A 25,088-nucleotide genomic window follows, 5' to 3' on the forward strand; every position below is an offset into this window, starting at 1 on the left:
TTATGTTGTATTTTGTACAAATTCCGTTATAATGAATACGGTACTTTTGTTTTATCAGAGGAGGATACTATGATACTTGCATGTCACAATCTGGAAAAATCGTTTGGGGACCAGGTCATTGTAAGACATGGCTCTTTTCATATAGAGGATCACGAGAAAGCGGCTCTGACAGGTTTAAACGGTGCCGGAAAATCTACCATTTTGAAAATGATTACCGGAGAGATTCCGGCAGATTCCGGGGATATTATTCTCGCAAAAGGGAAACAGCTCGGGTATCTTTCCCAGCATCCCATGACGGACAGCACACGTACAGTCTATGAGGAAATGCAGACTTCCAAACAGTATCTGATCGATATGGAAAGCCAGATCCGCAAAATTGAGGCTGAGCTTCAGACTTTATCCGGATCCCATCTGGAGGACAGGCTTGCCGCTTATCACAATCTGACTTCCCGGTTTGAACGGGAAAACGGCTATGCCTATCAAAGTGAAATCACCGGAGTCCTGAAGGGACTGGGATTTACAGAAGAAGATTTTGAAAAGCCGGTCGCTTCCCTTTCCGGAGGGCAGCGAACCCGTGTTTCTCTGGGAAAACTTCTGCTTACCAAACCGGATATTCTGCTTCTGGATGAGCCTACCAATCATCTTGATCTGCATTCGATTGCATGGCTTGAGACCTATCTTCTGAACTACCCCGGAGCGGTCCTGATTGTCTCCCACGACCGGTATTTTTTGAACAGGGTCGTTACAAAGATCATTGAAATCGAAGCCGGCACGCTCACTATGTATCTTGGTAACTATCAGGAGTTTGCGAAGAAAAAACAGATGCTCCGGGATGCAAGGCTGAAAGAATACCTTAACCAGCAGCAGGAAATCAAGCATCAGGAAGCGGTCATTGAAAAACTTCGTTCCTTCAACCGGGAAAAATCCATCAAACGGGCCGAGAGCCGGGAAAAGATGCTTGCAAAGATTGAGCGGATTGAAAAGCCGGTGGAACTTGCTGCTGATATGCATTTAAAGCTGGAGCCTTCTGTTGTCAGCGGAAATGATGTGCTCCGTGTTGATCACCTCAGCAAAGCTTTCCCGAATCAGACGCTCTTTGAAGACATCAGCTTTGAAATCAAACGTGGAGAACACGTTGCGATTATCGGGGACAATGGTACCGGAAAGACGACACTTCTGAAAATCCTGAATGAAGTCATTCCTGCGGATTCCGGAACTTTCACCCTTGGCTCCAATGTCACTATCGGTTACTACGACCAGGAACACCATGTCCTTCACATGGACAAAACGGTTTTTGATGAGATATCGGACGATTATCCGTCCCTTACGAATACCCAGATCCGGAATATGCTTGCAGCCTTTCTCTTCACCGGGGATGATGTCTACAAGCTGATTGGAGACTTGAGCGGCGGGGAACGTGGACGTGTCTCACTTGCAAAATTGATGCTTTCCGAGGCCAATTTCCTCATTCTCGACGAGCCGACCAACCATCTTGATGTTGCATCCAAAGAAATCCTGGAGCACGCATTGAATGATTACACCGGCACGGTACTTTATGTTTCCCATGACCGGTATTTTATCAATGAAACCGCCACAAGAATTCTGGAACTGGTCAATCAGAAATTTGTCAACTACATCGGAAATTATGATTATTATCTTGAAAAGAAAGAGGAACTTACCGCTGTTTACGCTGCTCCTGCCGCAGCAGATACACCGTCTCCCACAGACACTCAGGCTTCGGCCGGAAAGCTGGACTGGAAGGCTCAGAAGGAAGCGCAGGCGAAGGAGCGGAAACGCCAGAACGATCTGAAGCGGACCGAAGAGCGGATTGAGACTCTGGAAACCCGGTGCGGTGAGATCGATGAACTGATGACCCACGAAGATGTATATTCCAATTCCGTCCGGTGTCAGGAGCTGGCAAAAGAAAAGGACAACATCACAGCAGAGCTTGAGACTCTCTATGAGCAGTGGGAATCTCTCGCGGAATAAGAGCATCAGAAAAGAGGCCGAAGCCCGTTTACAACACGGGTCTGCCTCTTTTTCTATGCTCTCTTTGATTTTGACTCTTTTTTATGCAAGCCGTTTTGCGATGGCTTTGATAAAGTCTTCGCTGTTTAATACAACCGGATCTTTCAAAGTCGTTATCAGCGCCAGGTCTTTTGTCATTTCGCCCGCTTCGATGGTATCGATAGTCGCTTTTTCAAGCCGGTCCGCAAACTCCTGAAGCTCCTTGTTTCCATCCAGTTCTCCGCGCTTTCTGAGAGCCCCGCTCCATGCAAAGATCGTTGCCACGGAGTTGGTGGATGTCTCCTCCCCTTTCAGGTGTTTATAATAATGTCTCTGAACTGTTCCATGAGCTGCCTCGTACTCATAGTATCCATCCGGTGAGACAAGAACGGACGTCATCATGGCAAGGGAGCCGAATGCGGAGGAAATCATATCACTCATAACATCTCCGTCATAGTTTTTGCATGCCCAGATATATCCGCCTTCTGATTTCATTACACGTGCCACCGCGTCGTCAATCAGTGTGTAGAAATACGTAATTCCCGCCTGTTCAAACTGCTCTTTAAATTCCGCGTCAAAGATCTCCTGAAAGATATCCTTGAATGTATGGTCGTATTTCTTTGAAATCGTATCTTTCGTTGCAAACCAGAGATCCTGTTTCGTGTCCAGTGCATAGTGGAAACAGCTCCTTGCAAAACTTTCGATGGACTTGTTGATATTGTGCATTCCCTGAATGATGCCGGGTCCGTCAAACTCATGGATCAGTTCTCTTGTCTCGCTTCCGTCCTCAGCGGTGTAGACAAGCTCTGCCTTTCCTTTTCCAGGGATTTTCATTTCCGTTCCTTTATACACATCCCCGTAGGCATGTCTTGCAATGGTGATCGGTTTTTTCCAGTTTCTGACGCACGGCTCAATTCCTTTTACGACAATCGGTGCACGGAATACGGTTCCATCCAGAATCGCACGGATCGTCCCGTTCGGGCTCTTCCACATCTCTTTCAAATCATATTCTTCCATCCGCGATGCATTTGGGGTGATGGTCGCACATTTTACGGCCACTTTATACTTTTTCGTTGCAAGCGCACTGTCAATCGTCACCTGGTCATCAGTCTCATTACGGTGTTCCAGCCCAAGATCGTAATACTCCGTATTCAGATCAATAAAAGGCAGGAGCAGATGATCCTTGATCATCTTCCAGAGAATTCTTGTCATCTCGTCTCCATCCATCTCAACGATTGGTGTCTGCATCTGTATCTTTGCCATCATACCATCCCTTTCTTTTTCTTTCTTAGATTTCTTCCAGATGTAAATTCTGAACAACATGGCGGATATGCTCTTCCATCAGTTTCTCCGCCCTGTCTTCATCCTTGTCCCGGATTGCCGCGAGGATCTCCGAATGTTCCCTGATGGATTTTTCCGCACGGTTTTCCACTTTGACGGACATCCTCCTCGCCATCTGGACATAGCGGTGGAAATCCGTCAGTACATTTTTCAACATCCTGCTTCCGCAGGCTTCATAAAGGATAAAGTGGAACTTCCCGTCCAGAGTGGAAAGCTGTTCGGTCATCCCCTTTTTCAGATAAAATTCGGAGAGAAGAAGCATCTCTTCCATCTCGTCAATCTGCTCCTTTGTAATCCGTCTTGTCGCAAGCCGGGCCGCAAGCCCTTCCAGCCTGGACCGGATCATATAGATATCCTGAACGTCCTCCCTGGAAATGCCGTTGACATACGTGCCTTTGTTTGGAATACTGGTCACCAGTCCTTCCAGTTCCAGCTTCCTGAAGGCTTCTCTGACCGGAGTCCTGCTGACTCCCAGCTCTTTTCCCACGGTCACTTCCCGGAGTTCGTCTCCTTTTTGATATTTCCCGGAAAGGATCTGTTCACTCAGTGTCCGAAACACCTTTCCGCTCAAAGAATAATCTTGATATTCTTCCATGACTGTTACTTCCTTCTATTAAAGAATGATTGACTTCTCACGGCAGATTTCCGTGATCTTCTGAACCATTTCTTCGTCCGTCATCACGGTTACACGTCCGTCGTCATACTGCTTATCCACCCATTCCTTCACTGCCACAACCAGCTCGGAGTCTTTTCCGACTTTTCTGTCCTCCGGAAGCTTGTAGTAGGTATTGATCCAGTGGGCAATTCCTGCGATGCCGGATGTGTTGGACACTGATACTACGGCCGGCCGGTTCAGAAACTTTCCGGTGTCAAAAATATTGTAGATCTCTTCGTTTTTCAGAAGTCCGTCCGCATGGATTCCGGCTCTTGTCACATTAAAGTTCTTTCCCACAAACGGCGTGTGCTCCGGAATATGGTAGCCGATCTCCTTTTCATAGTACTCGGCAAGCTCTGTGATGACAGTCGTCTCCATGCCGTCCAGTGTTCCCCGAAGCTGCGCATATTCAAATACCATTGCTTCCAGTGGTGTATTTCCTGTACGTTCTCCGATTCCAAAGAGAGAACAGTTTACGCCGCTTGCTCCATAAAGCCATGCGGTCGTTGCATTGCTGACTGCCTTGTAAAAGTCATTGTGACCGTGAAACTCGATGAGTTCACTCGGTACTCCGGCATGGATCATCAATCCGTAGATGATACCCGGAATAGACCGCGGAATCACCGCTCCCGGATAGTTGACTCCGTATCCCATCGTGTCACAGACACGGATTTTAATCGGAATCTGATATTCTTCCATCAGATTCATCAGTTCCAGACAAAACGGAATCACGAAACCGTAAATGTCTGATCTTGTAATATCCTCCAGATGACATCTCGGGCTGATCCCGATTTCCAGACACTGACGGATAATCGAAAGATAATGGTTAAGCGCCTCCCGCCTTGTCATCTTGAGTTTATAGAAAATGTGATAATCGGAACAGCTTACAAGAATCCCTGTCTCTTTCAGTCCAATCTCTTTTACCAGCTCAAAGTCCTTCTTATTTGCCCGGATCCAGCTTGTAACTTCCGGAAACTCATATCCTTTCTCCAGACACTGGTAAACAGCATCCCTGTCTTTTTTACTGTAAAGGAAAAACTCACTCTGACGGATCTTTCCCTTTGGACCGCCCAGACGGTGCAGGTAGTCATAAATCGTCACAATCTGCTCTGTCGTATACGGCGCTCTGGACTGCTGCCCGTCACGGAATGTTGTATCCGTAATCCAGATCTCGTCCGGCATTGAATGCGGTACGATTCGATCGTTGAACGCGATTTTCGGAACTTCGTCATATGGAAACAGATTCCGGAATATATTCGGCTTATCTACGTCCACCAGCGGATACATATGTTCTTCGAGCTGCAGTAAATTATTGTGATGGTTCATGTAAACTTTTCTATTATCCATTTTATACACTCCTTTTCGCTTTGTATAATTGTATACAATTATACAAAGCATGTCAACCCGAAGTTTGATATTTTTATAACCAGCGAAGTTTTCTGATAAACAAAAAGGATCCTGCGCCATGCAGGATCTCTTTCCAGTTTAAAAGTAGTTACCTTCTCTTACGTTCATATTTGATTTTTGTCCGAAGATAGTTCTCAAAATCCAGAAACTGCATTTCTTCGCTTTCTCCGCTCAGGGCGTAGTCCATGCTCTGGGCGGCAGCCTCCAGCAGGTCTTCTGTTACTTCCGGACGGTTTTTCTGAAGAATCGAGAGCTTTTCTTCATTGGAATCTGCCTCCAGAAATCGGAGAAGCAGATCCGATGTATGCCCGTTTTCTGCTATTTGGAATTCTTTTGTAAAATCAGGAACCGGAACAGCATAGAGGGTCTTCTCTTCCTCCTCTTGAAAAATCAAAAGCTCTTCCATCGTCTGCCAGTGTCTGGACGTGCCGATGAAACGGTAGATCGTGCCCTGCTGATCGGTGTATAAGAAACCTGTTTCAGGCAGTTTTCCCGGCAATCTGCTCCCTCCTTTTCTTTAATACAGTTTTGTTGTAACCAGCTTCGGACGGAATCCGTTGTTTTCCAGAGCCTGCAGAATCTCATGTTTGTGCTCTGTTCCAAATGCTTCCATGGTTACTCTCAGCTCTACAGCCGCATTTCTGTTTGTGCTTACAAACTGGTTGTGTTCCAGCTTGATGACATTGCCCTGTGCGTCCGCGATAGTCTTTGCCACGCGTACCAGTTCGCCCGGCTTATCCGGAAGCAGAACAGAAACAGAAAAGATCCGGTCTCTCTGGATCAGTCCGTGCTGTACGATGGAAGCCATGGTGATCACATCCATGTTTCCTCCGCTCAGGATGCAGACTGCCTTTTTCCCTTCCAGATTCATCTGTCTGAGCGCTGCTACAGAAAGCAGACCGGAATTTTCCACAACCATCTTGTGATTCTCTACCATATCCAGGAAAACGCCGATCAGGTCATCATCATCGACTGTCAGTATCTGATCCACATTTTTCTGTACATACTCAAAGGTCTGGCTTCCCACGCGTTTTACCGCAGTACCGTCCGCAATCGTATTGGCGCTTGGAAGGGTTACCGGTTCTCCTGCTTTCAGAGCTGCTTTCATACTGGCTGCTTCTGAAGGCTCCACGCCGATGACTTTGATCTTCGGATTAAGCATCTTTGCAAGGGTTGCTACACCTGCAATCAGTCCGCCTCCTCCTACCGGGACAAAGATATAATCAACAGTCGGAAGCTCCTGAACGATCTCCATGGCGATACTTCCCTGGCCCGTCGCTACATCCAGGTCGTCGAACGGATGGACGAATGTGTATCCATGCTCTTCGGCAAGCTCGTAGGCCTTGTCACAGGCATCATCATAAACATCTCCGTAAAGAACGACATCCGCTCCCAGATTCTTTGTTCGGTTTACCTTGATCAGCGGCGTAACGGTCGGCATAACGATTGTTGCCTTGCATCCGAACATCTTTGCCGCGTAGGCAACGCCCTGGGCATGATTTCCTGCGGAAGCCGTGATCAGTCCTTTCTGCTTTTCCTCCTCGGACAGCGTACTGATCTTATAATAGGCGCCGCGGATTTTGTACGCGCCCGTATGCTGCATGTTTTCCGGCTTCAGATAAATCTTTCCTCCTGTTTCCTCGCTCAGGTATTCACTGTAGACCAGTTTTGTCGGATTTGTGACTTTTTTTACAAGCTCACTTGCTTCTTCAAATTTTTCCAATGTCATCATGGCTGTAACCTTCTTTCCTCTGTGTCATGTTTATTCTGTTTCTTCCTCCGGATGCTCCTCTGTCGTAAAAAGGGCATTGACAAAATCATCGGAATCAAATTTCTGCAGATCATCGATACTTTCTCCGACTCCGATATATTTGACCGGAATGCCAAGTTCCGACTGAATTGCTACCACAATTCCCCCTTTTGCGGTTCCATCCATTTTTGTCAGAACGATTCCCGTAATGTCTGCCGCCTCCGCAAACTGTTTTGCCTGCGAAAGTGCGTTCTGCCCTGTTGTTCCATCCAGAACCACCAGGGTTTCTCTGTACGCGTCAGCATACTCTCTCTCAATGACACGATTGATCTTTTTCAGCTCTTCCATCAGATTCTTTTTATTATGAAGACGCCCCGCCGTATCACACAGCAGAACATCCGCCTTCCTTGCCTTTGCGGCCGCAACCGCATCGTACACGACAGCTGCCGGATCAGAGCCTTCCTGTCCCCCGATAAACTCTGCATTTGCCCGGTCTGCCCATTCTTTCAGCTGTTCTCCCGCCGCGGCACGGAATGTGTCCGCCGCTGCGATCACAACTTTTTTCCCTTCACCGCGAAGCTTCCCTGCAAGCTTACCGATGGTCGTCGTTTTTCCTACCCCGTTAACTCCAATCACCAGTACTACGGATTTCTGATTTTCAAACTCATATGCTGTCTCCCCGATCTGCATCTGCTCCTTGATACTGTCAATCAGAAGCTGTTTGCAGTCAGCCGGATCCTTGATATGCTGTTCTTTCACCTTTTCTCTAAGGTCATCAAGGATCGAATAGGTCGCCTTGACGCCGAGATCTCCCATAATCAGGATCTCTTCCAGCTCTTCATAAAAGTCTTCATCAATTTTGGAAAACCCGCTGAACAGGCTGTCAAGGCCGGAAACGATATTCTGCCTTGTTTTTGTCAGGCCTGACACAAGCCGCCGGAAAAATCCCTTTTTTTCCTCTGCCATAGTCTCTTCTACTCCTTTATTTTTTATTTGCTGAGCTGGTTTTCAAGCAGATCTACTGAAACCAGCGTAGAAACTCCCTTCTCCTGCATCGTAATTCCATACAGTCTGTCCGCTGCTGTCATTGTTCCTCTCCGGTGGGTAATAACAATAAACTGCGTATTTTTCGTCAGTCTGTGAAGATACTGCGCAAACCTTGTAACATTGGAATCGTCCAGGGCCGCTTCGATCTCGTCCAGCAGACAAAACGGCGACGGTTTCAGATTCTGAATCGCAAAGAGAAGCGCGATCGCCGTCAGCGCTTTTTCTCCACCGGAGAGCTGCATCATATTCTGAAGCTTCTTTCCCGGCGGCTGTGCAATGATCCGGATTCCCGCTTCCAGAATATCCTCGTCCTCCAGAAGCTCGAGTGTCCCTTTTCCGCCTCCAAAGAGCTGGCGGAAAACATTATGGAACTCTTCTTTTATCCTTGCGAACTGTTCCTCAAACTGCCTTCTCATGGCGGTATCCAGTTCTTCAATAATCTGTTTTAAGGTTGCCTCCGCTTCAATCAGGTCTTCATGCTGGTTTTTCAAAAAGAGATACCGTTCTTCCAGATTTTTAAAATCTTCAATGGCATTGACATTGACATTGCCAAGGCTGCGGATCTCTGAGCGAAGCCGCTGAATCTCTTTCTTCATGAAGCCCAGATCTCCAATACTTTCATCCCGGTACTGCTGCGCATGATTATAGGTGATCTCGTATTCTTCCCACATATAATTCATCTGCTTTTCCATCGTCTCCTCCAGCCCGTCCTTCTTTCCGCCAAGCCGGAAGGTTTCTTTATCAAGATCGGAAATCTGTTCCGAGATGGCATCGCGCTTTCCAAGGAATTCCTTATGTCTGCGGGAAAGTGTTTCCTTTTCCCCGGCATACTGCCCGATCTCCTGTTCGATCTCTTCGATCAGTTCTCCGGCTTCCCGGATCTTTTGTCCGGCCCGTTCCATCTCCTGCTCTTTTTCAGCAATCGCTTTCTTATTGTCTCCCTGGTTTTCCTCCAGCAGTTTCTTTTCCTGTGTATACTTCGTATACTCCTGCCAGATACGTTCCTGATTTTCATTCAGGAAGATTTCTTTTTGTCCAAGTTCCGCAAAAACAAGATGTGCGTCCTCGGCACGTTTCTGTAAAATCTGTTCCTCTTCCTTCTTTTTCTCCAGCTCCTTCTGCTCTTCTTCCGTCTCCTTTTTCAGCCTTTCTTCCAGTTCTTCGGAAGTTCCCAGTTCGATTTCAATGGATTCCTGATTCTCCTGAAGTTCCCGGAGCTGGTTTTCATAGCTTTCGTTTTCTTTTAAAAGCTCTGCCTTTCGGTCAAGGATCGACTTCTGCCTGCTTTGTACCTGAGAAAGATTCATCTTTGCGGTATTCTGCCGGACGTATATCTTCTGCATCTCATCTTTGAGGCTGTCCATTTTCGCATAATATCCGGCACGCTCTTCTTTATGACGCTCCAAAGACTCCCTCGTCTGCTCCAGGTCCTTTTTGAGCATCTGTACGGTCTTTTCAAATTCCTCAATCTCACGCCGTCTGCTTAACAAACTGCTGGAATTTTTAAAAGCCCCTCCTGTCATGGATCCACCCGGATTGAGAAGCTCTCCCTCCGGTGTCACCATCCGGACAGTTTGGCGGTATTTCCTTGCAAGACGGATACCCACGTCAATATTTTCCACTACCACGGTACGGCCAAGAAGGTTCTTCATAAGACTTTTGAATTCTTCATCTGTCTCCACAAGCGTATGGGCAAGTCCGATGACGCCGTCTTCTCTGAGCACTTCCGGCTTTGGGAACTCGGAACCCTTCACGCTGGTCAGAGGAAGGAACGTTGCCCGCCCGAATTTATGCTGTTTCAGATAAGTAATCATTCTTTTCGCGGTCTCTTCATCCCTCGTTACGATATTCTGGATGCTTCCGCCGAGTGCAGTCTCCACCGCAGTCTCGTACTTTTTCTCTACACGGATCAGATCCGCCACAACTCCAAGGATGCCCTGCTCCCGGTTTTTCTGCTCCATGACTCTCCGGATACTGTTACCGTATCCTTCGTAGCGCTCGGTCATATTTTTCAAAGATTCCAGTCTGGACTGCTCTCTGTGATACGCACTCTGTCCAGTCTGAATCAGTCCATTTTCTTTTGTAATTTCTTCCTGAAGTCTTACAATTTCACTTTCATACTGCGCAATCGTTTCCGAACAGGTACGGATCTGGGCGGAAAGCTCTTTCCATTCACTTTCATACTTTTCATATTCTGTCCGGTATACTTCCGTTTCCTGGGTAATCGTTAAGAGCTGCTGCGCAAGTCCTGTCTTCTGAACCCTGATCTGCTCTTTCATCGTATGAAAGCGCTGCAGTTCAGCCTTTGTCGAAGCCCGCACGGAAAGAATCTTCATAATCTCGTTTTTCTTTTCCTCGCTGGAAAGACTGATCCTGGCCATCTCCTCCTGAAGGCTCGTCAGATTCTCTTTTTCTTTCTCGCTCTGCGCTTCCTTCTCCCTCATCTGGGCTTCCAGATCTGCGCGCCGGCTTTTCAGTTCTTCAAGCTCGGTCTCCCGTTTCCGGATCTCTTCCTCAACAGTCTTTTTCCGCTCCAGATAATGGGCGTCGTTCATCCGCACGCTGTTGATCTGCTCTTTGAGAAGGTCAATGCTGTTCTCATACTGCTGCCGGATCAGTCTTGTATCATTCAGCTGCTTTCTCGCGGTCTCCGTCTGAAGGTCAATCTCCCCGATCCGGTTTTCTACTTCGGCATACTCCTCTTTCATGGCGTCATACCGCTTTCTCGATTCATCAAGCTCTTCCTGCGCACGTGCCAGAGCCTCTTCTGTTTCCTTTTCTTCCGCTTTTAACTTTTCAGTCTGAACGAGGAACAGATTGACGTCCAGCTTTTTCATTTCTTCCCGTTTCTTCAGATACTCTCTCGCCGTCTCAGACTGCTTTTTAAGCGGTCCGTACTGCTTTTCCAGCTCCGAAAGGATGTCTGTTACACGTACCAGATTCTGCTGCTCTTCTTCCAGCTTCTTCAAGGATGTATTTTTTCTCCGCTTGAATTTGACAATTCCCGCAGCCTCATCGAACAACTCCCTCCGGTCTTCGGGTTTTCCGCTTAAGATCTTATCGATCTGACCCTGTCCGATGATTGAATATCCCTCTTTCCCGATTCCGGTATCATAAAACAGCTCGTTGATATCTTTCAATCTGCAGCTGCGTCCATTAATCAGGTACTCTGACTCACCGGAGCGATAAAGCTTTCTTGTCACAGTGACTTCCTCAAAATCAATCGGCAGCTTGTGGTCGGAGTTGTCCAGCGTGATCCCGACCGAGGCGTAGCTTAGAGGCTTTCGGTTCTCAGTTCCTGAAAAAATGACATCCTGCATGTTGCCTCCGCGAAGCTGCTTCGCCCTCTGCTCTCCTAATACCCACCGGACCGCGTCCGCGACGTTGCTCTTTCCACTTCCATTCGGCCCTACAATGCCGGTGATTCCATTATGAAACTGAAAGACGATTTTATTTGCAAAAGATTTAAATCCCTGTACTTCAATGCTTTTTAAATACATAGCTCTCCTATCGTTTCTCCTGTAATTTCAAAATCGCCTGATATGCAGCCTGCTGTTCAGATGCTTTTTTGGTCCTTCCTTCGCCTTCCCCGTAGATCTGTTCTCCGATCCTGACTGCCGTACAGAAACTTTTATTGTGGTCCGGTCCTTCCTCCCGGATCAGTTCATAGGAAACCTGATCATCAGAATTTCCCTGTACAATTTCCTGCAGGATAGTCTTGCTATCAAAAAAGAGCTTCTTGTTTTCCAGGTCATTGAGGATAAACCGGTGAATGAACTCTTTTGCGCTAGCAAACCCACCGTCCAGATAAATCGCTCCAATCAGCGCTTCCATCGCGTCAGATGTAACCGAATCCCGTTTTCTTCCGCCCGTTGCCTCTTCACCTTTTCCGAGCATCAGATATTCCCCCAGTTTGATATCTCTGGCACAAAAAGCAAGCGCCGGTTCACATACCATACTTGCCCTCTTTTTGGTCAGTTCACCTTCCGGCATTGTCTCATACTCAAAAAAAAGAAATTCGCTGGATACAACTTCAAGTACTGCATCGCCCAGAAACTCCAGCCGCTCATTACATTCATATTTCTTCATGTGCTTTTCGTTCACATAGGAGCTGTGTCTCAAAGCATGACGCAGAAGTTCCGGATTCCGGAACTGATAATCAATTGTTCTTTCTAGTTCTTTGATCTTTCTCATAAAACCCCCAATTAGCACGAAAAAGCCCTGACGGGCTTTTCCGCATTTATGTTTTAATTATTTGTTGCCGTTCTGATCTGCTCTACTGCGTCTCCCACTGTCACGATTTTTTCCGCATCATCATTATCAATCTCGATATCGAATTCTTCCTCGATTCCCATGATAATCTGGAAAATGTCCAAAGAATCTGCTCCCAAATCGTCTACAAATGTAGTCTCCATTGTGATGTCTGAGGCATCCACATTTAATACATCTGCGATAATCCCCTGTAATTTTTCAAATTCCATAGTTACATTCCTTCCTTAAAAGTTTATTCTTTCTCTTTCTGAATGCATTCTCTGATTTTCTCATTAATCTTCTGCTCTTTGAAGGTCACGCACTGAATAATGGAGTTGCAGACCTCACGTGCCTTTGAGTTGCCGTGTGTCTTTACAACCAGGCCATTGAGACCAAGCAGCGGTGCTCCGCCGTACTCGCTTGCGTCAAATCCCTTCATCGTCTCCTTCAGCGCCGGTTTTACAAGCAGTGCTCCGATTTTTGTCCTGAGGCTCTTCATCATGCCTTCCTTGATCTTATCAACCAGCACCCCTCCGACGCCCTCATAAAGTTTCAGGATAATATTGCCCGCGAAAGCCTCGCAGACAATGACATCCGCGTCACCATACGGAATATTGCGCGCCTCGATGCTCCCGGTAAAATTAATATCCGGGCATGCCTTCAGCATCGGGAACGTCTCTTTCACAAGGGCGTTGCCCTTCTCCTCCTCAGCACCGATATTGACAATCGCCACTTTCGGATTCTTCACGCCCATGACATGCTCCATATAGATCGAGCCCATTTTTGCAAACTGCACCAGATGGGACGGTCTGGCATCTACGTTTGCTCCGCAGTCGATCAAAAGCGAAAATCCCTTTTTGGTCGGTAAAAGCGGTGCAAGGGGCGGCCTCTCCACTCCTTTGATTCTCCCTACAATGACCTGTCCTCCAACGAGAATGGCTCCGGAGCTTCCTGCCGATACAAACGCGTCGGCCTCTCCTTTTTTAACCATATTCATCGCTACGACAATCGAAGAATCCTTTTTTCTGCGGATTGCCATTACCGGCGGCTCCGCGGTCTCAATCACTTCACTGGCGCCCTTGATCTCAATCTGCTCTTTGTCGTAAGTATATTTGGCAAGCTCTTCTTTTATGATGTCTTCTTTCCCGACAATCAATACCTGAATATCGCTGCGCTTATTTACTGCGTCAACAGCGCCTTTAATGATTTCCACCGGGGCATTATCCCCTCCCATGGCGTCGAGCGCCACTTTCGTGTATTCTGCCATGCTTCTACCTCCTGCATTCTATCAGTAATTCTACTAGACATTGTTATAAAAATCAATGCTTTTCTATCTTTTTAAGAACTCTTGCCGACGCGGTATTCCCGTTTCAGCGCGCTCATAATGACTCTGGATGCTACATCCACGATATTGAATCCAAAGGCAATCGCAAGACATGTGGTGGCTAGAAGGATTCCTTCACTGGAAATGAGCGCGGAATCATTGCTTACAAAACCGTACATCATATAGTACAGATTTGGTCCCGGAATCAAAGGAAATACAGATGCTGTCAGGAAAATCGTCGATGGTGCCTTATTGACTCTGGACATGATAAATGCATAAAATCCGACAAATACCGCTGCAATCAGTGTAGCAAGAAAGTTGCTCGGTTCAATGGCAAATACGAGAGCATAAATTCCCCATGTAATAAACGCACCAACTCCCGAGTAGAATACCTGACGTCCCCGGACTTTAAACCATATGGCAAAACCGATACAGGCAATCGTACAGGAAACAAGCTGCATCGGAACACTTGGTGTCAGCATAAATCCTTCCATGGATCTTGCATGAAAGACCATCATGGCAAGCGCGATCCCAAGAGCAATTCCTGTTGCCCCGAGAATGGAATTTAAAATATTAATGGACCCGGATATAAAGTCCCGCTGCAGTAACTCGCGGAATCCATTGGTCGTACCAAGTCCACTGATCAGCAGCATGACAATCCCGATCATGATTCTGTCGGGATGTGTTCCGATTCCATTTCTGGTCGCCAGGATAATAATGATCTCAGATAAAAAGGCAAGGATCAGATTATAAATCATCAGATTTCCTTCCCTTGTGCTCAGCCATTTTCCAACAAATACAATCATCAGTGAAACAACCACAGCAACAATCGCATCCATAAATCCGCACCCGAAGAATACGGCAAATCCGGCACCTCCCATGACTCCCGCCACATACCGGAGAATTTCCGGCTGTTCCGGCCGGTTCATCACTTCCTCAAACTTGATCTTCAGCTGATCCGCATCCGGCTTATGGGCACAGACATATCTGGAAAGATTGTTCAGATAGTCCAGCCGGTCAAAATCATTCTCCGATGTCTCGATATGCCTTACCTGAGTGATAAACTCTCCTTCCGGCGTCTTCGCTGTCACCTGAATGTTGCTCGGAATAACAAATACATCATATCTGACAAATCCATAACTTTTCAGCATTCTGTAAAGGGCATCCTCCAACCGGAAATTTTCCGCTCCGCTTTTCAGCATCTCTTCTCCGATATCCAGGATGCCTTCAATAATTCTGTTGTAGTCCATCCTTCTACCTCACTCCACTTTCTTTTTTCTTTCTTAAGCACTTTCCTATTCTAGCAAATAATAATCGATTTTTCATCCCTTTTCTAAAAGAATTCCTCTTCTTTTACAAATTTCTTACAATTGTGGTTGAGCCTGCCCGCACTCCACACAAAAAACAGCAACCGTTTCGATTGCTGTTTTTTACAGACAGATATTTTCTGCAAATAGCTATGCTTTTTTCCTTTTAGCAAGGAAATCTGTAATATTTTTCTTAATCATAAACAGAATTAACACTGCTCCGACATAACCATTCAGAACATAAATAACATTAACGAGTGTTCTGAATGGAAGGAACAGCCCGACGATCAGCCCTACAACCGCAAGAACAACTGTCAAAATTTTAAAACGGGAAGTTCCTTCTTTTGCGAAACGGGATGCCGGATTATAGAGCAGCGGAACAGCTGTCGTATAAATACCTGCAAATACAACAATTGCAAAAATAGCAGAAAACGGTTTCCAGATCTTCATGGCAAGAATCAGGTTCGGAATATCTGCATTCCATACATAAGCGCTTCCGTCCTCAAGCGGAGTATTGATATTGGCAATCTGGCCGAAAGAGATCAAAGCAATTGCAACACACACAGCAACCGTGCCGCCTACGATACCATAGTTAAGATCTTTTTTCTTGTTCTTGGATCCCAGCGCTGCCGTAAAACTTGCAAACCACAGAAGAACAAATCCTGCATAGGAAGCAGCTGAAATAAACCAGTTCGCACCTGCATTTTTGATCGTTTCTCCCTCTGCTGCTCCTGCATAGGCACCTGTCCGGATAACTTCCAGTCCTGCCGGAATATTGCCTGCATCCTGAATCACCGTAACAAGACCGATAAAAATACAAAGTACAACGATAATCGGCCCTACGACACCAATGGCATCAACGAGAGAATTCAGTCCGCCGACTACTGTAATTGTCGTAAGGATTGTAAGGATGACTGCACCTGCCCAGTTCGGAAGTCCGTACTCCTGATTCAATGTAGATGCCGCACCGCCGATCATAACCCAAAATGACATATAGCAGAAAATCGTAGAATAATAGTCACAAAATGTTCCTACATATTTTCCGCAAAAATATTTGTAAACATCATTTCCGTGTTCAAACTTCTGTTCAGCGCCTGCTTTCGCAAAGTTAAAATTGTAATACAGAAACATGACCGCAAAGCCAAGAATAACCAGAATTGACTGCCAGCCATATGCTGTATAGTATTGAATGATCTCCTGGCCTGTCGCAAATCCGGATCCGATGGTAAACGCGATTACCGCTCCTGCCAGAATCAGAACTCTCTTCCAGTTCACTGCGCCGTTCTCTTTGCCCATAGAGTCCCCTCCTATCCATCAAAAATTAAAAAACGGGTACAGTACAGATCTGTACTGTACCCGGATTCTGTTATTATTTTTTAGTTATCTTTCTTTAGAAATTGTCTTTTTCAAATACGGTCTGCTCGGTTACTTCAGTCTGAAGTGCTTTGAGCGCCCGGCGTACCATTCTCTTACGGATCTTCTTGGAATCCACTTCGCCCTGTGTTGGATCACCAAGCGGATACGGAATACCAACACCTGGGATAATTCTGTTGGCGCCGATTGTAAGGGAAATCGGAACTACCGTTGCCATATGTACTACCGGAACCCCATATTTTTCGATTCCTTTAACCATCGTTGCACCGCAACGAGTACAGGTACCTCATGTGCTGACGAGGATAACCCCGTCAACATGCTCCTGTTCTGTGAGGATCTTACCGATCTCATCACCAAATTTTGCTGCAGATCCTGTCGCAGTTCCTGTACCTGTTGTTGTACAGAAGAAGTTTACGAGTTCACCGAACTCTCCGTCTCTTTCCATTTCACGAAGTACATCAAGCGGAACTACCAGGTTCGGATTTGCCATAACGAACTGACGGTCATATCCACCATGGATTGTTGTAAACTCTTCCGGGCTCATAGAATCTTTTCCTTCGATGGAGTAGATTCCGAACTTCGTTGCGTTGGAAGATTCGATATGATCCGGGTTTCCAACCGGAACAACACCACCGGAAGTAACAACCGCGATCTTCGCATGTTTGATATCCTTGATTGCCGGTGCAGGCGGTACCCTGTCAAATTTCGGCATCGGAAGGTCTGTCTCAAATGGCTCGCCTTTCATCTTCTTTACAAGCATCTTGATGGCACGTTCGGATCCTCTTTCTTCCGCGAAGTAGTTGACACGGATTCCTCTTTCGTGATAATTTTCTTCATTCGGTCCAAGAATCTCTTCGCCTGTTGCCATCTTCTTGATCAGATTTACGATGGACGGAAGTACTTTTCTCATTGTAGCTGCGGAGTTTCCTGTCTTTACTGTGATCACGTCCTTGCGGAACATATCAACACCAGGGTTCTCCTCATAGGCTGCTGTCAGCACCGGAATACCGAGTCTTTCTTCCACTGCTTTACAGATCGTTCCACATGCAACGCCGTAACGTCCTGCGTTGAATGCCGGTCCTGCAAAGAATACGTCCGGTTCATATTTCTTTACCATGTCGATAATCGTATCGGTTGCTTCATCCAGATTTTCTCCGAAATAGTTGTCACCGCAGATTACTGTAGCTACGATTTCATAATCTTCACCAAGAGCCTGTGCAAGAGCTGCTCCTGGTCCAAGAGCCTCTTCTCTTACTTCCGGTTTGTAATCTGCCTTTTCCTCACCGCCGATACCGGCAAAGAACTGGTTAATATAATGAACAATTTTATATTTTGCCATTTTGGATCCTCCTTCCAAATCTTAATATCCCCTTGCTGCAAGGTGGTTAAAGCCGTTTGCGATCGTAGATGCAATGATGATCTGAAGCTCTGCCTCAAAGGAACCGTCTTCATTGACACATCCTGCCCATCCGCCGATCTGGCTTTCGATGTAATCCATAGTACCGATCACTTTGTCCATAGCCGGGAACTGTAATGTCGCATTTCCCTGTCCACAGGAGGAAAGTGCATCCGCCTCATCGCATGTATCTGCCAGAGACTGGGATTTTCCGTCTTTTCCCGGGAATTCGTCTGTGATCAGAACTACTTTCACGCCTTTGCGTTCTACTTTACGGCAGTTCATCATCAGGTCGGTATCCGGATTTCCGTATCCTTCCTCTGTGATCAGTACGCCATCAAGTCCCATCCATTCTGCCAGTTTTGCAACCATGTCAGAATGTCTCTCTTTATCAGCAAGGAATACGTTTTCATTCGTAAGGATGACACCCATAAAGTTGATGTCTTTTCCGTGATGCTTATAGCAGTCCTCGATAACCGGGTTGTGGAAGTGGTGATAGGTCGTAACCTTGTCACACGGAGCTACACAGTTTCCGGATACGATCGCGCCGTCCATGATCTCTGTCGGATACATGAATGTCGGTACGAACTGTTTTGCGTCAACTCCATAGTAATATGTATCGTGGAGGAGTCCCTGTGACTGAAGCATGTGGATATATCCTACTTTCGGAAGATCAGGATACATTGCGGCCTGCTCAAAAATCGGCTTCGTCTCATATGTTTCCAGTGTATCCGGTTCAATGTTTCTTCCTGCTTCTCCAAGGTAAGCTGCAACTTTCAGTCCTGCCATTCTTCCCGCTTTTTCATATACGTGGGTCTCAAGCCCTTCCTGAGGTTCGATTACAACACAGAGATTTACAGTCTTGGAAAACGGACAGTAATCTGCTGCCGGTCCGCTCATGTCGATAACACCTTCCTGGAAACCAACAATCCGTCCAACGGTAACTACGCAGCATCCGTCCAGCGCATGTGTTCTTCCCTCGCCTACTGTCGGTGTTACTTTCCCTACAACTCCAGGGAAAATCTCTCCGCCTGATACTTTTACTCTAGGTTCGATTACATCCTTCACCGGTGTAATACGTGTGCTGTCACCCGGACGGGCGATGTCAAGGCTGCAGCCGATCAATTTGTCATCTTCCAGAACAAGCGCTTCCACTTCTTCCTTATTGACATAGAGCACATGGTCTTTCACATATGTCTTTTCTGCAAATTGGATATCGTCGATCTTAATCTTCCCTAATTCCAATTTCATAGGTAAATCCCTCCTTCTTTGTAATCGCGATAACTTTAAGTCAAAAAAAAACTTTGTTATCTTTTTTCTTGTTCTTTATCCCTATTATATGATTTTGTCTTACAATTATCAAGTTTTTTATTCAATCTTTCTATACATTTTTTCGATAAGTTCTATAAGTTCAGCATTTCCACCAAAAAAAGACGCCTTCAGACAGTTTTCCCGTCTGAAGACGCCTCTTATTGAATTTGATATTCCTTATATCCTTTCAAGTCTTTCGCAAACATTCGAACCAGCTTTTCAATATCACGAATAAAGAGTCTTACCCTTCCGTTTACATCCTTTTCCTCAATTCCATCGTCACAGACCGTCTTGAAATATCCTTTGAACAGAAGGCAGACCATCCGGTTCAACGATACCGCATTATCGTATCCAATCGCATTGGAACGGATACACTTTCTGCACATTTCAAAATCACGCCCCATGAAGTCCCCTGTCTGAAGCATCTCGTGGAAGACCCTGTTGGAGAGCATCAGGTTTTCCGGAAACATCTTATAATACTCTCTGATGGAAACACGCAGCTTGTTATTGTTATTTTCGAAAAAGAGAAGATTATATGCCTCAGGCTTCCGGAATGCCTCCATGGAATAGCAGTACCATACCCCAACATAGATATCCCACACATTTTTCCAGTGCTTCTCCGCCGCGTTCAGACGCTGGATATAATAGTTCAGCTCCCCAAGCTCCGCATAGTAGAGCAGTTCGTCCCTGCTGTCAAAATAGCGGTACAAGCTTGCGGTGGAACAGTCCATCTCTTTTGCGATACGGCGGATCGTCACCGCACTGATTCCTTCCCGATGAATAATTTCATTTGCCTTTGCAATATAATCCCTTCTTGTCAGCCCTTTAAAGTACTTTTCATTCCTCTTCATATACTATTATCCTTACATCAGCCTCGGAACGATATTTTCGATTACCGAAAGGTCGATGGTTTTAAAATCTTCTTCTACATTTTTCTGGTAATGGTCCGGCGTCGGGGCAATCTCCTGCCACTGTTCAAAGGTCTCAATACATTTTTCAATCAACATGATGTCTTTCGTATTGTCCTCCTCCCCTTTCGGGTATACCATAACCGAACGAAACGGTGTCTGGTTCGGCTTCAGGCTCGATGCCTGCGGGTGGGTCAGAAGGATATGCCGGTCATACACAAGATCTCTCACCTTGATCAGTACGTCCCTGTATGATCCCAGAAGAACGACTTCCATGTCATCTTTATATTTTCGGTACACTCTATCGTTGTTCGTCACCAGAGTTACTTTCTCCAAATTCCACATCGTATCTCAGCCTCTTTTCTGATTGGTTTCTTTTCATCTTAACACAGTTCTTAATTTTTCTCCATAAATTGCTGCAAATTTGTGGTAAATTGGTTACTGTTCACACCGTCTCGGGAACGCGTCAGCGCGATGAGTGCGCATGCGGGCGGCGGTTCGGTGTGAACAGTAACGTAAGCCGGCATGAAAAAAGGGATCTGCATATTTGCAAATCCCCGTTTTTCGGTATTTCCATTAGTCTTCTACGGAAATGATTTCTTTCTTGTTATAGCTTCCGCAAGCTTTGCAAACTCTGTGAGGCATCATAAGTGCGCCGCATTTGCTGCATTTTACAAGATTCGGAGCGCTCATTTTCCAGTTTGCTCTTCTCTTGTCGCGTCTTGCTTTAGAAGTTTTATTCTTTGGACAAATTGACATCGGTTACACCTCCTTAAAATTCTTAAACAGATCGCGGATAACTGACATTCTTGGATCAAGACCCGGATCTTCACAATCGCAGGTACCCTCGTTTAGGTTCTGACCACATACACTGCAAAGTCCTTTGCAGTCTTCCCTGCACAGGGTTTTTGTCGGCCATCCTATCAAAATCTCATAATAGAGTAATTTGTCGACGTCAAGATGATATCCGTCAATATAATCTGATTCTTCGTCTGTCTCTGCAGTCTCTCCACCGACAACGGCATGTCTCTCAAAAGAAATCTCCATCGGAACTTTCACCGGACTGAGACAACGGTCGCACGGAATCACTGCAGTCAGACTGCAGGAACCGGAGACAGAAATCTCTTTTCCTTTTACATGCTCAATATGAATCTGCACGCTGCTCTTCTCCACAAGAGGGAAAGGACCGCCTGGCAGTTTCATCGCCTCCATCTCAAGCGGAAGGACGGCATCAATCGGTTTGTGCTGTTCGGACAGTACATCGGATAGGTTTAACAGCATATTCATTGCTCCTATTCATACCTTGACTATTATATCATGTCATTTCATTTTGTCAACAGTTTTTTTACTGTCTGAGGAGATTAAACCAGTGCTTTTGTCTCACGTGCAATCGCAAGCTCTTCGTTTGTCGGGATGACATATACTTTGACTTTGGAGTCTTCCGTAGAAATCTCGGATGCCACTCCGCGCGCCTGAGCGTTCTTTTCTTTATCAATCTTCACACCAAGGTATCCAAGGTATTCACAGATTTCTTCTCTCATCTGAGTATCGTTTTCGCCTACACCTGCAGTAAATGTGATTGCATCTACACCGTTCATTGCAGCTGTGTAGGAACCGATATATTTTGCCACACGGTATCTGTAAGCGTCAAGTGCCATGATCGCACGTTCATTTCCTTCGTCTGCTGCTGCTCTTACATCACGGAAATCGGAAGATACACCGCTCATTCCGAGAACACCGGATTTCTTGTTCAGGATGTTGAGCATTTCGTTGATATCGATATTCTCATGGTTGCAGATAAACTGCAGGACAGCCGGATCAAGGTCACCGCTTCTTGTTCCCATGATCAGTCCTTCAAGGGGTGTCAGACCCATACTTGTATCAACGCATTTTCCGCCGATGGAAGCTGAGATGCTGGCTCCGTTTCCAAGGTGGCATACGATTACTTTTGCATCGTCTTTTCCGAGGCATTTCAGTGTCTCGCCGGATACGAACATATGGCTTGTACCATGGAAACCGTATCTTCTGATGCTGTATTTCTCATAATATTCATATGGAATTGCGTACATTGCCGCTTTTTCCGGGATCTTCATACCGAAAGCGGTATCGAATACTGCAACGTTCGGTTTGCCCGGCATTGCTGCTTCACATGCTTCGATTCCGATCAGGTTTGCCGGATTGTGGAGCGGTCCAAGGTCGAAGCAGTCACGGATAACTTTCTTAACATCATCGTTGATCAAAGTTGCGTCGCTGTAGATCGTTCCGGCATGCAGTACGCGGTGTCCGATTGCTGTGATATCATCTGTGCTTTCGATAACACCGTGTTCTTTGTCCATCAGAGCGTCCAGCACAAGCTGTACAGCCACTTTGTGGTCTTCCATCGGAGTCTCTACACTGTAGTTTTCTTTTCCTGTCGGTTTGTGTGTCAGTTTGGATCCGTCGATCCCGATTCTCTCGCAAAGTCCTTTTGCAAGAACACTCTCATTTTCCATATCGATGAGCTGGTATTTTAATGAAGAGCTTCCGCAGTTAATAACTAAAATTTTCATTTTTCTTTTCTTCCTTTCTATTTTGACTGGCACTGCACTGCTGTAATTGCAACAACACCTTCGATATCTTTGGCGCTGCATCCTCTGGAAAGGTCATTTACAGGAGCCGCGATTCCCTGAGTCATTGGTCCGTATGCTTCTGCCTTTGCCAGTCTCTGCACTAACTTATAACCGATATTTCCTGCATCCAGGTCAGGGAAGATCAGGACATTTGCCTTTCCTGCAACCGGGCTGTCCGGAGCTTTTGAAGCTCCTACGGAAGGAACGATCGCCGCGTCTAACTGAAGTTCTCCATCCAGCATCAGATCCGGAGCCTGTTCTTTCGCGATCTTAACCGCCTCTACTACTTTTGTGACATCATCATGCTTTGCACTTCCCTTTGAGGAATGAGAAAGCATTGCCACTCTCGGCTCTGCTCCTACAAGCTGTTTGAAGCTCTCTGCGGAGGAAATTGCGATTGCTGCAAGCTCTTCCGGTGTCGGATTCTGATTCAGACCGCAGTCACCGAATACAAATGTTCCGTTTTCTCCCATATCACAGTCCGGTACTACCATGATAAAGAATGCGGATACAAGCTTTGTTCCAGGTTTCGTCTTGAGAATCTGCAGACACGGACGAAGTGTGTCAGCTGTAGAATGGCATGCTCCGGAAACCATTCCGTCTGCGTCGCCCATCTTTACCATCATTACTCCGTAATATGGATAGTTGGTCAGAAGAAGCTCTCTTGCCTGTTCCTCAGTCATACCTTTTTTCTGTCTTAATTCCACCAGCTTTGCAATATAGCTCTCTGTCTTTTCACTCTTTGCCGGATCTACAATCTGTGCACCGCTGATATCGAAGCTTCCCTTATTCTTCGCGATTTCTTCTTCACTTCCGATCAGAACCAGTCTGGCTGTCCCCTCTTTTAAAATTGCCTCGGCAGCCTCATAGGTCCGGGCATCTTCTGTCTCCGGAAGTACAATTGTCTTGAGATCTGCTTTGGCCTTTGCCTTGATTTCATCAATAAATCCCATGATTTAATGACTCCTTTCCATATATTCTCAGATATCACTATTATAACGTAAAGGGAAATTGTATACAAGAGATAATCTGTCTCTTTTTTAGTACAATTTCCCTTTTTAAGCGTTTATAATTCAAACATCATTGTGACAATCGCAAAATAAACAAGGATTGTCCCTGTGTCAAGAAGCGTGGAGATCAAAGGTGTCGCCATGAGAGCCGGATCCAGTCCGATTCTCTTTGCGATCAGCGGCAGGGTACATCCCACCACTTTTGCCATACAGACAATGGCTATGATCGTCACACCGATCACGATACCAAGCTTGATATCATTATACATAATATAAATCCTGATTCCATTCGCGACAGAAAGGACCGCGCCGACAATCAATGCAATCCGGAGTTCTTTGAAAATCACCCGGAAAATATCTTTAAAACGGATTTCCCCGACCGCAAGTCCGCGGATCATCAATGTGGAGCTCTGAGAGCCGCAGTTTCCGCCCGTTCCCATCAGCATCGGAATCAGCGTAATCAGAATCGGCATGGCTGACATGGCATTTTCATAGTAGGCAAGCAAAAGTCCGCTTGCCGTCGCAGAAAGCATTAAAAACAGCAGCCACGGGATACGGGAAAGGGCGTGGCGCCAGACGCTCGTTCCGAAGTACGAGTCATCGTTCGGACTGACACCGGCCATCATACTGATATCTTCCGTTGCTTCTTCCTGCAGGACAATCATCGCGTCGTCAACGGTAACGATACCGACCATGCACATCTCGTTATCCACAATCGGGATTGCCACAAGACCGTACTTCCGGATCATACTGGCTACGTCTTCCTGATCATCATGGGTATGCGCGTAAAGGACGTTCGTATCCATAATCTCTTCAATCGTCTTACTTTCACTGGATGTCAGAAGATCTTTGATATCCACCCATCCGATCAGCTTCTTCTTTTCTGTCACGTAACAGGTATAAATCGTCTCCCGGTTAATACCGACCTGGCGGATCTTCAAAATCGCCTCTTCTACCGTCATTTCTTTCCGGAAACTGACGTAGTCGATATTCATGACACTTCCGGCACTGTCCTCCGGATACTGCAAAAGCGCGTTGATCTGCTTTCTCGTCTCTTCATCAGTCGCCATCAGAAGCCTGTCTACCACATTGGCAGGCATTTCTTCCAGGACGTCGACTGTATCATCAAGGTACATCTCATCCATGACTTCTTCCAGCTCGGAATCCGTCAGCGCATTAATCAGGAATTCTCTTGTCTCGCTGCTCATATAGGTAAAGGTCTCTGCCGCTTCTTCCTTGCCGAGGAGACGGAAAATCAGAACAATCTGCCTTTCATCTACCTCCTCCAGCAGTGCGGCAATATCGACAGGATACATATTTCCAAGTTCTTCTTTCAGTTCTTTAAATTTTCGTTCATCCAAAAGCTCCAGCAGATTTGTTTCGTTCATGTG

General features: G+C 46.2%; 22 protein-coding genes. 1 reads left to right on the forward strand and 21 read right to left on the reverse strand.

Features of this window, described 5'->3' with window-relative positions; genetic code table 11:
- Positions 1-69 precede the first annotated feature (69 nt).
- Positions 70-1,989 carry a ribosomal protection-like ABC-F family protein gene (abc-f, locus tag B5E64_RS08130; RefSeq protein WP_087168017.1) on the forward strand — a complete coding sequence of 640 codons (1,920 nt, stop codon included), beginning with the start codon at positions 70-72 and terminating at the stop codon, positions 1,987-1,989.
- Positions 1,990-2,070: 81 nt separating this feature from the next.
- On the opposite strand, the gene B5E64_RS08135 is transcribed toward abc-f, so the two are convergent.
- The 21 genes from B5E64_RS08135 to mgtE all read right to left on the reverse strand — a co-directional run bounded on the left by B5E64_RS08135 (position 2,071) and on the right by mgtE (position 25,085).
- Entirely contained in the window at positions 2,071-3,270 is a 1,200-nt protein-coding gene (locus B5E64_RS08135; RefSeq protein ID WP_087168068.1) for an NADP-dependent isocitrate dehydrogenase, read from the reverse strand.
- A gap of 25 nt (positions 3,271-3,295) precedes the next feature.
- Entirely contained in the window at positions 3,296-3,943 is a 648-nt protein-coding gene (locus B5E64_RS08140; protein WP_087168018.1) for a GntR family transcriptional regulator, read from the reverse strand.
- An 18-nt stretch (positions 3,944-3,961) separates the two neighbouring features.
- A complete protein-coding gene (locus B5E64_RS08145) occupies positions 3,962-5,350 on the reverse strand; it encodes a 2-isopropylmalate synthase (RefSeq protein ID WP_087168019.1) in 1,389 nt (462 codons plus the stop codon).
- Between the two features lie 148 nt (positions 5,351-5,498).
- Complete coding sequence (locus B5E64_RS08150) at positions 5,499-5,909, reverse strand: hypothetical protein (protein ID WP_087168020.1); 411 nt, start codon at positions 5,907-5,909, stop codon at positions 5,499-5,501.
- Positions 5,910-5,927: 18 nt separating this feature from the next.
- A complete protein-coding gene (gene ilvA / locus B5E64_RS08155; protein ID WP_087168021.1) occupies positions 5,928-7,142 on the reverse strand; it encodes a threonine ammonia-lyase in 1,215 nt (404 codons plus the stop codon).
- A 30-nt stretch (positions 7,143-7,172) separates the two neighbouring features.
- Positions 7,173-8,126 carry a signal recognition particle-docking protein FtsY gene (gene ftsY, locus B5E64_RS08160; protein WP_087168022.1) on the reverse strand — a complete coding sequence of 318 codons (954 nt, stop codon included), beginning with the start codon at positions 8,124-8,126 and terminating at the stop codon, positions 7,173-7,175.
- A gap of 23 nt (positions 8,127-8,149) precedes the next feature.
- Positions 8,150-11,707 carry a chromosome segregation protein SMC gene (smc, locus tag B5E64_RS08165; protein ID WP_087168023.1) on the reverse strand — a complete coding sequence of 1,186 codons (3,558 nt, stop codon included), beginning with the start codon at positions 11,705-11,707 and terminating at the stop codon, positions 8,150-8,152.
- 7 nt (positions 11,708-11,714) lie between these two features.
- Entirely contained in the window at positions 11,715-12,401 is a 687-nt protein-coding gene (rnc, locus tag B5E64_RS08170) for a ribonuclease III (RefSeq protein WP_087168024.1), read from the reverse strand.
- Positions 12,402-12,454: 53 nt separating this feature from the next.
- On the reverse strand, positions 12,455-12,688 hold the full coding sequence (acpP, locus tag B5E64_RS08175) for an acyl carrier protein (RefSeq protein WP_087168025.1): 234 nt from the start codon (positions 12,686-12,688) through the stop codon (positions 12,455-12,457).
- 23 nt (positions 12,689-12,711) lie between these two features.
- Positions 12,712-13,725, reverse strand: coding sequence for a phosphate acyltransferase PlsX (gene plsX / locus B5E64_RS08180; RefSeq protein WP_087168026.1), 1,014 nt, complete (start codon positions 13,723-13,725; stop codon positions 12,712-12,714).
- A gap of 71 nt (positions 13,726-13,796) precedes the next feature.
- Positions 13,797-15,032 (reverse strand): threonine/serine exporter family protein, encoded by a 1,236-nt coding sequence (locus B5E64_RS08185; RefSeq protein ID WP_087168027.1) that lies wholly within the window; start codon positions 15,030-15,032, stop codon positions 13,797-13,799.
- Between the two features lie 207 nt (positions 15,033-15,239).
- Positions 15,240-16,385: a hypothetical protein gene (locus B5E64_RS08190; protein ID WP_087168028.1), complete on the reverse strand. Its 1,146-nt coding sequence runs from the start codon at positions 16,383-16,385 to the stop codon at positions 15,240-15,242.
- A gap of 94 nt (positions 16,386-16,479) precedes the next feature.
- Positions 16,480-17,802 (reverse strand): sarcosine reductase complex component B subunit beta, encoded by a 1,323-nt coding sequence (gene grdF / locus B5E64_RS08195; RefSeq protein ID WP_087168029.1) that lies wholly within the window; start codon positions 17,800-17,802, stop codon positions 16,480-16,482.
- 21 nt (positions 17,803-17,823) lie between these two features.
- Positions 17,824-19,110: a sarcosine reductase complex component B subunit alpha gene (grdG, locus tag B5E64_RS08200; protein WP_087168030.1), complete on the reverse strand. Its 1,287-nt coding sequence runs from the start codon at positions 19,108-19,110 to the stop codon at positions 17,824-17,826.
- Positions 19,111-19,328: 218 nt separating this feature from the next.
- Positions 19,329-20,021: a TetR/AcrR family transcriptional regulator gene (locus B5E64_RS08205; RefSeq protein WP_087168031.1), complete on the reverse strand. Its 693-nt coding sequence runs from the start codon at positions 20,019-20,021 to the stop codon at positions 19,329-19,331.
- A 12-nt stretch (positions 20,022-20,033) separates the two neighbouring features.
- The gene (locus B5E64_RS08210; protein ID WP_087168032.1) at positions 20,034-20,423 is read right to left on the reverse strand and encodes a GrdX family protein; all 390 of its coding nucleotides are present in this window, start codon (positions 20,421-20,423) and stop codon (positions 20,034-20,036) included.
- Between the two features lie 231 nt (positions 20,424-20,654).
- Positions 20,655-20,837, reverse strand: coding sequence for a 50S ribosomal protein L32 (gene rpmF / locus B5E64_RS08215; RefSeq protein WP_087168033.1), 183 nt, complete (start codon positions 20,835-20,837; stop codon positions 20,655-20,657).
- A 3-nt stretch (positions 20,838-20,840) separates the two neighbouring features.
- Positions 20,841-21,359 carry a DUF177 domain-containing protein gene (locus B5E64_RS08220; protein WP_087168034.1) on the reverse strand — a complete coding sequence of 173 codons (519 nt, stop codon included), beginning with the start codon at positions 21,357-21,359 and terminating at the stop codon, positions 20,841-20,843.
- A gap of 80 nt (positions 21,360-21,439) precedes the next feature.
- Positions 21,440-22,627, reverse strand: a complete 1,188-nt coding sequence (locus B5E64_RS08225; RefSeq protein ID WP_087168035.1) for an acetate kinase — start codon at positions 22,625-22,627, stop codon at positions 21,440-21,442.
- A 17-nt stretch (positions 22,628-22,644) separates the two neighbouring features.
- On the reverse strand, positions 22,645-23,640 hold the full coding sequence (gene pta / locus B5E64_RS08230) for a phosphate acetyltransferase (RefSeq protein ID WP_087168036.1): 996 nt from the start codon (positions 23,638-23,640) through the stop codon (positions 22,645-22,647).
- Positions 23,641-23,753: 113 nt separating this feature from the next.
- A complete protein-coding gene (gene mgtE / locus B5E64_RS08235; protein WP_087168037.1) occupies positions 23,754-25,085 on the reverse strand; it encodes a magnesium transporter in 1,332 nt (443 codons plus the stop codon).
- Positions 25,086-25,088: the final 3 nt, after the last annotated feature.

Origin of the sequence: Drancourtella sp. An12 (assembly GCF_002160935.1) — a bacterium.
GTDB lineage: Bacteria > Bacillota > Clostridia > Lachnospirales > Lachnospiraceae > Sellimonas > Sellimonas catena.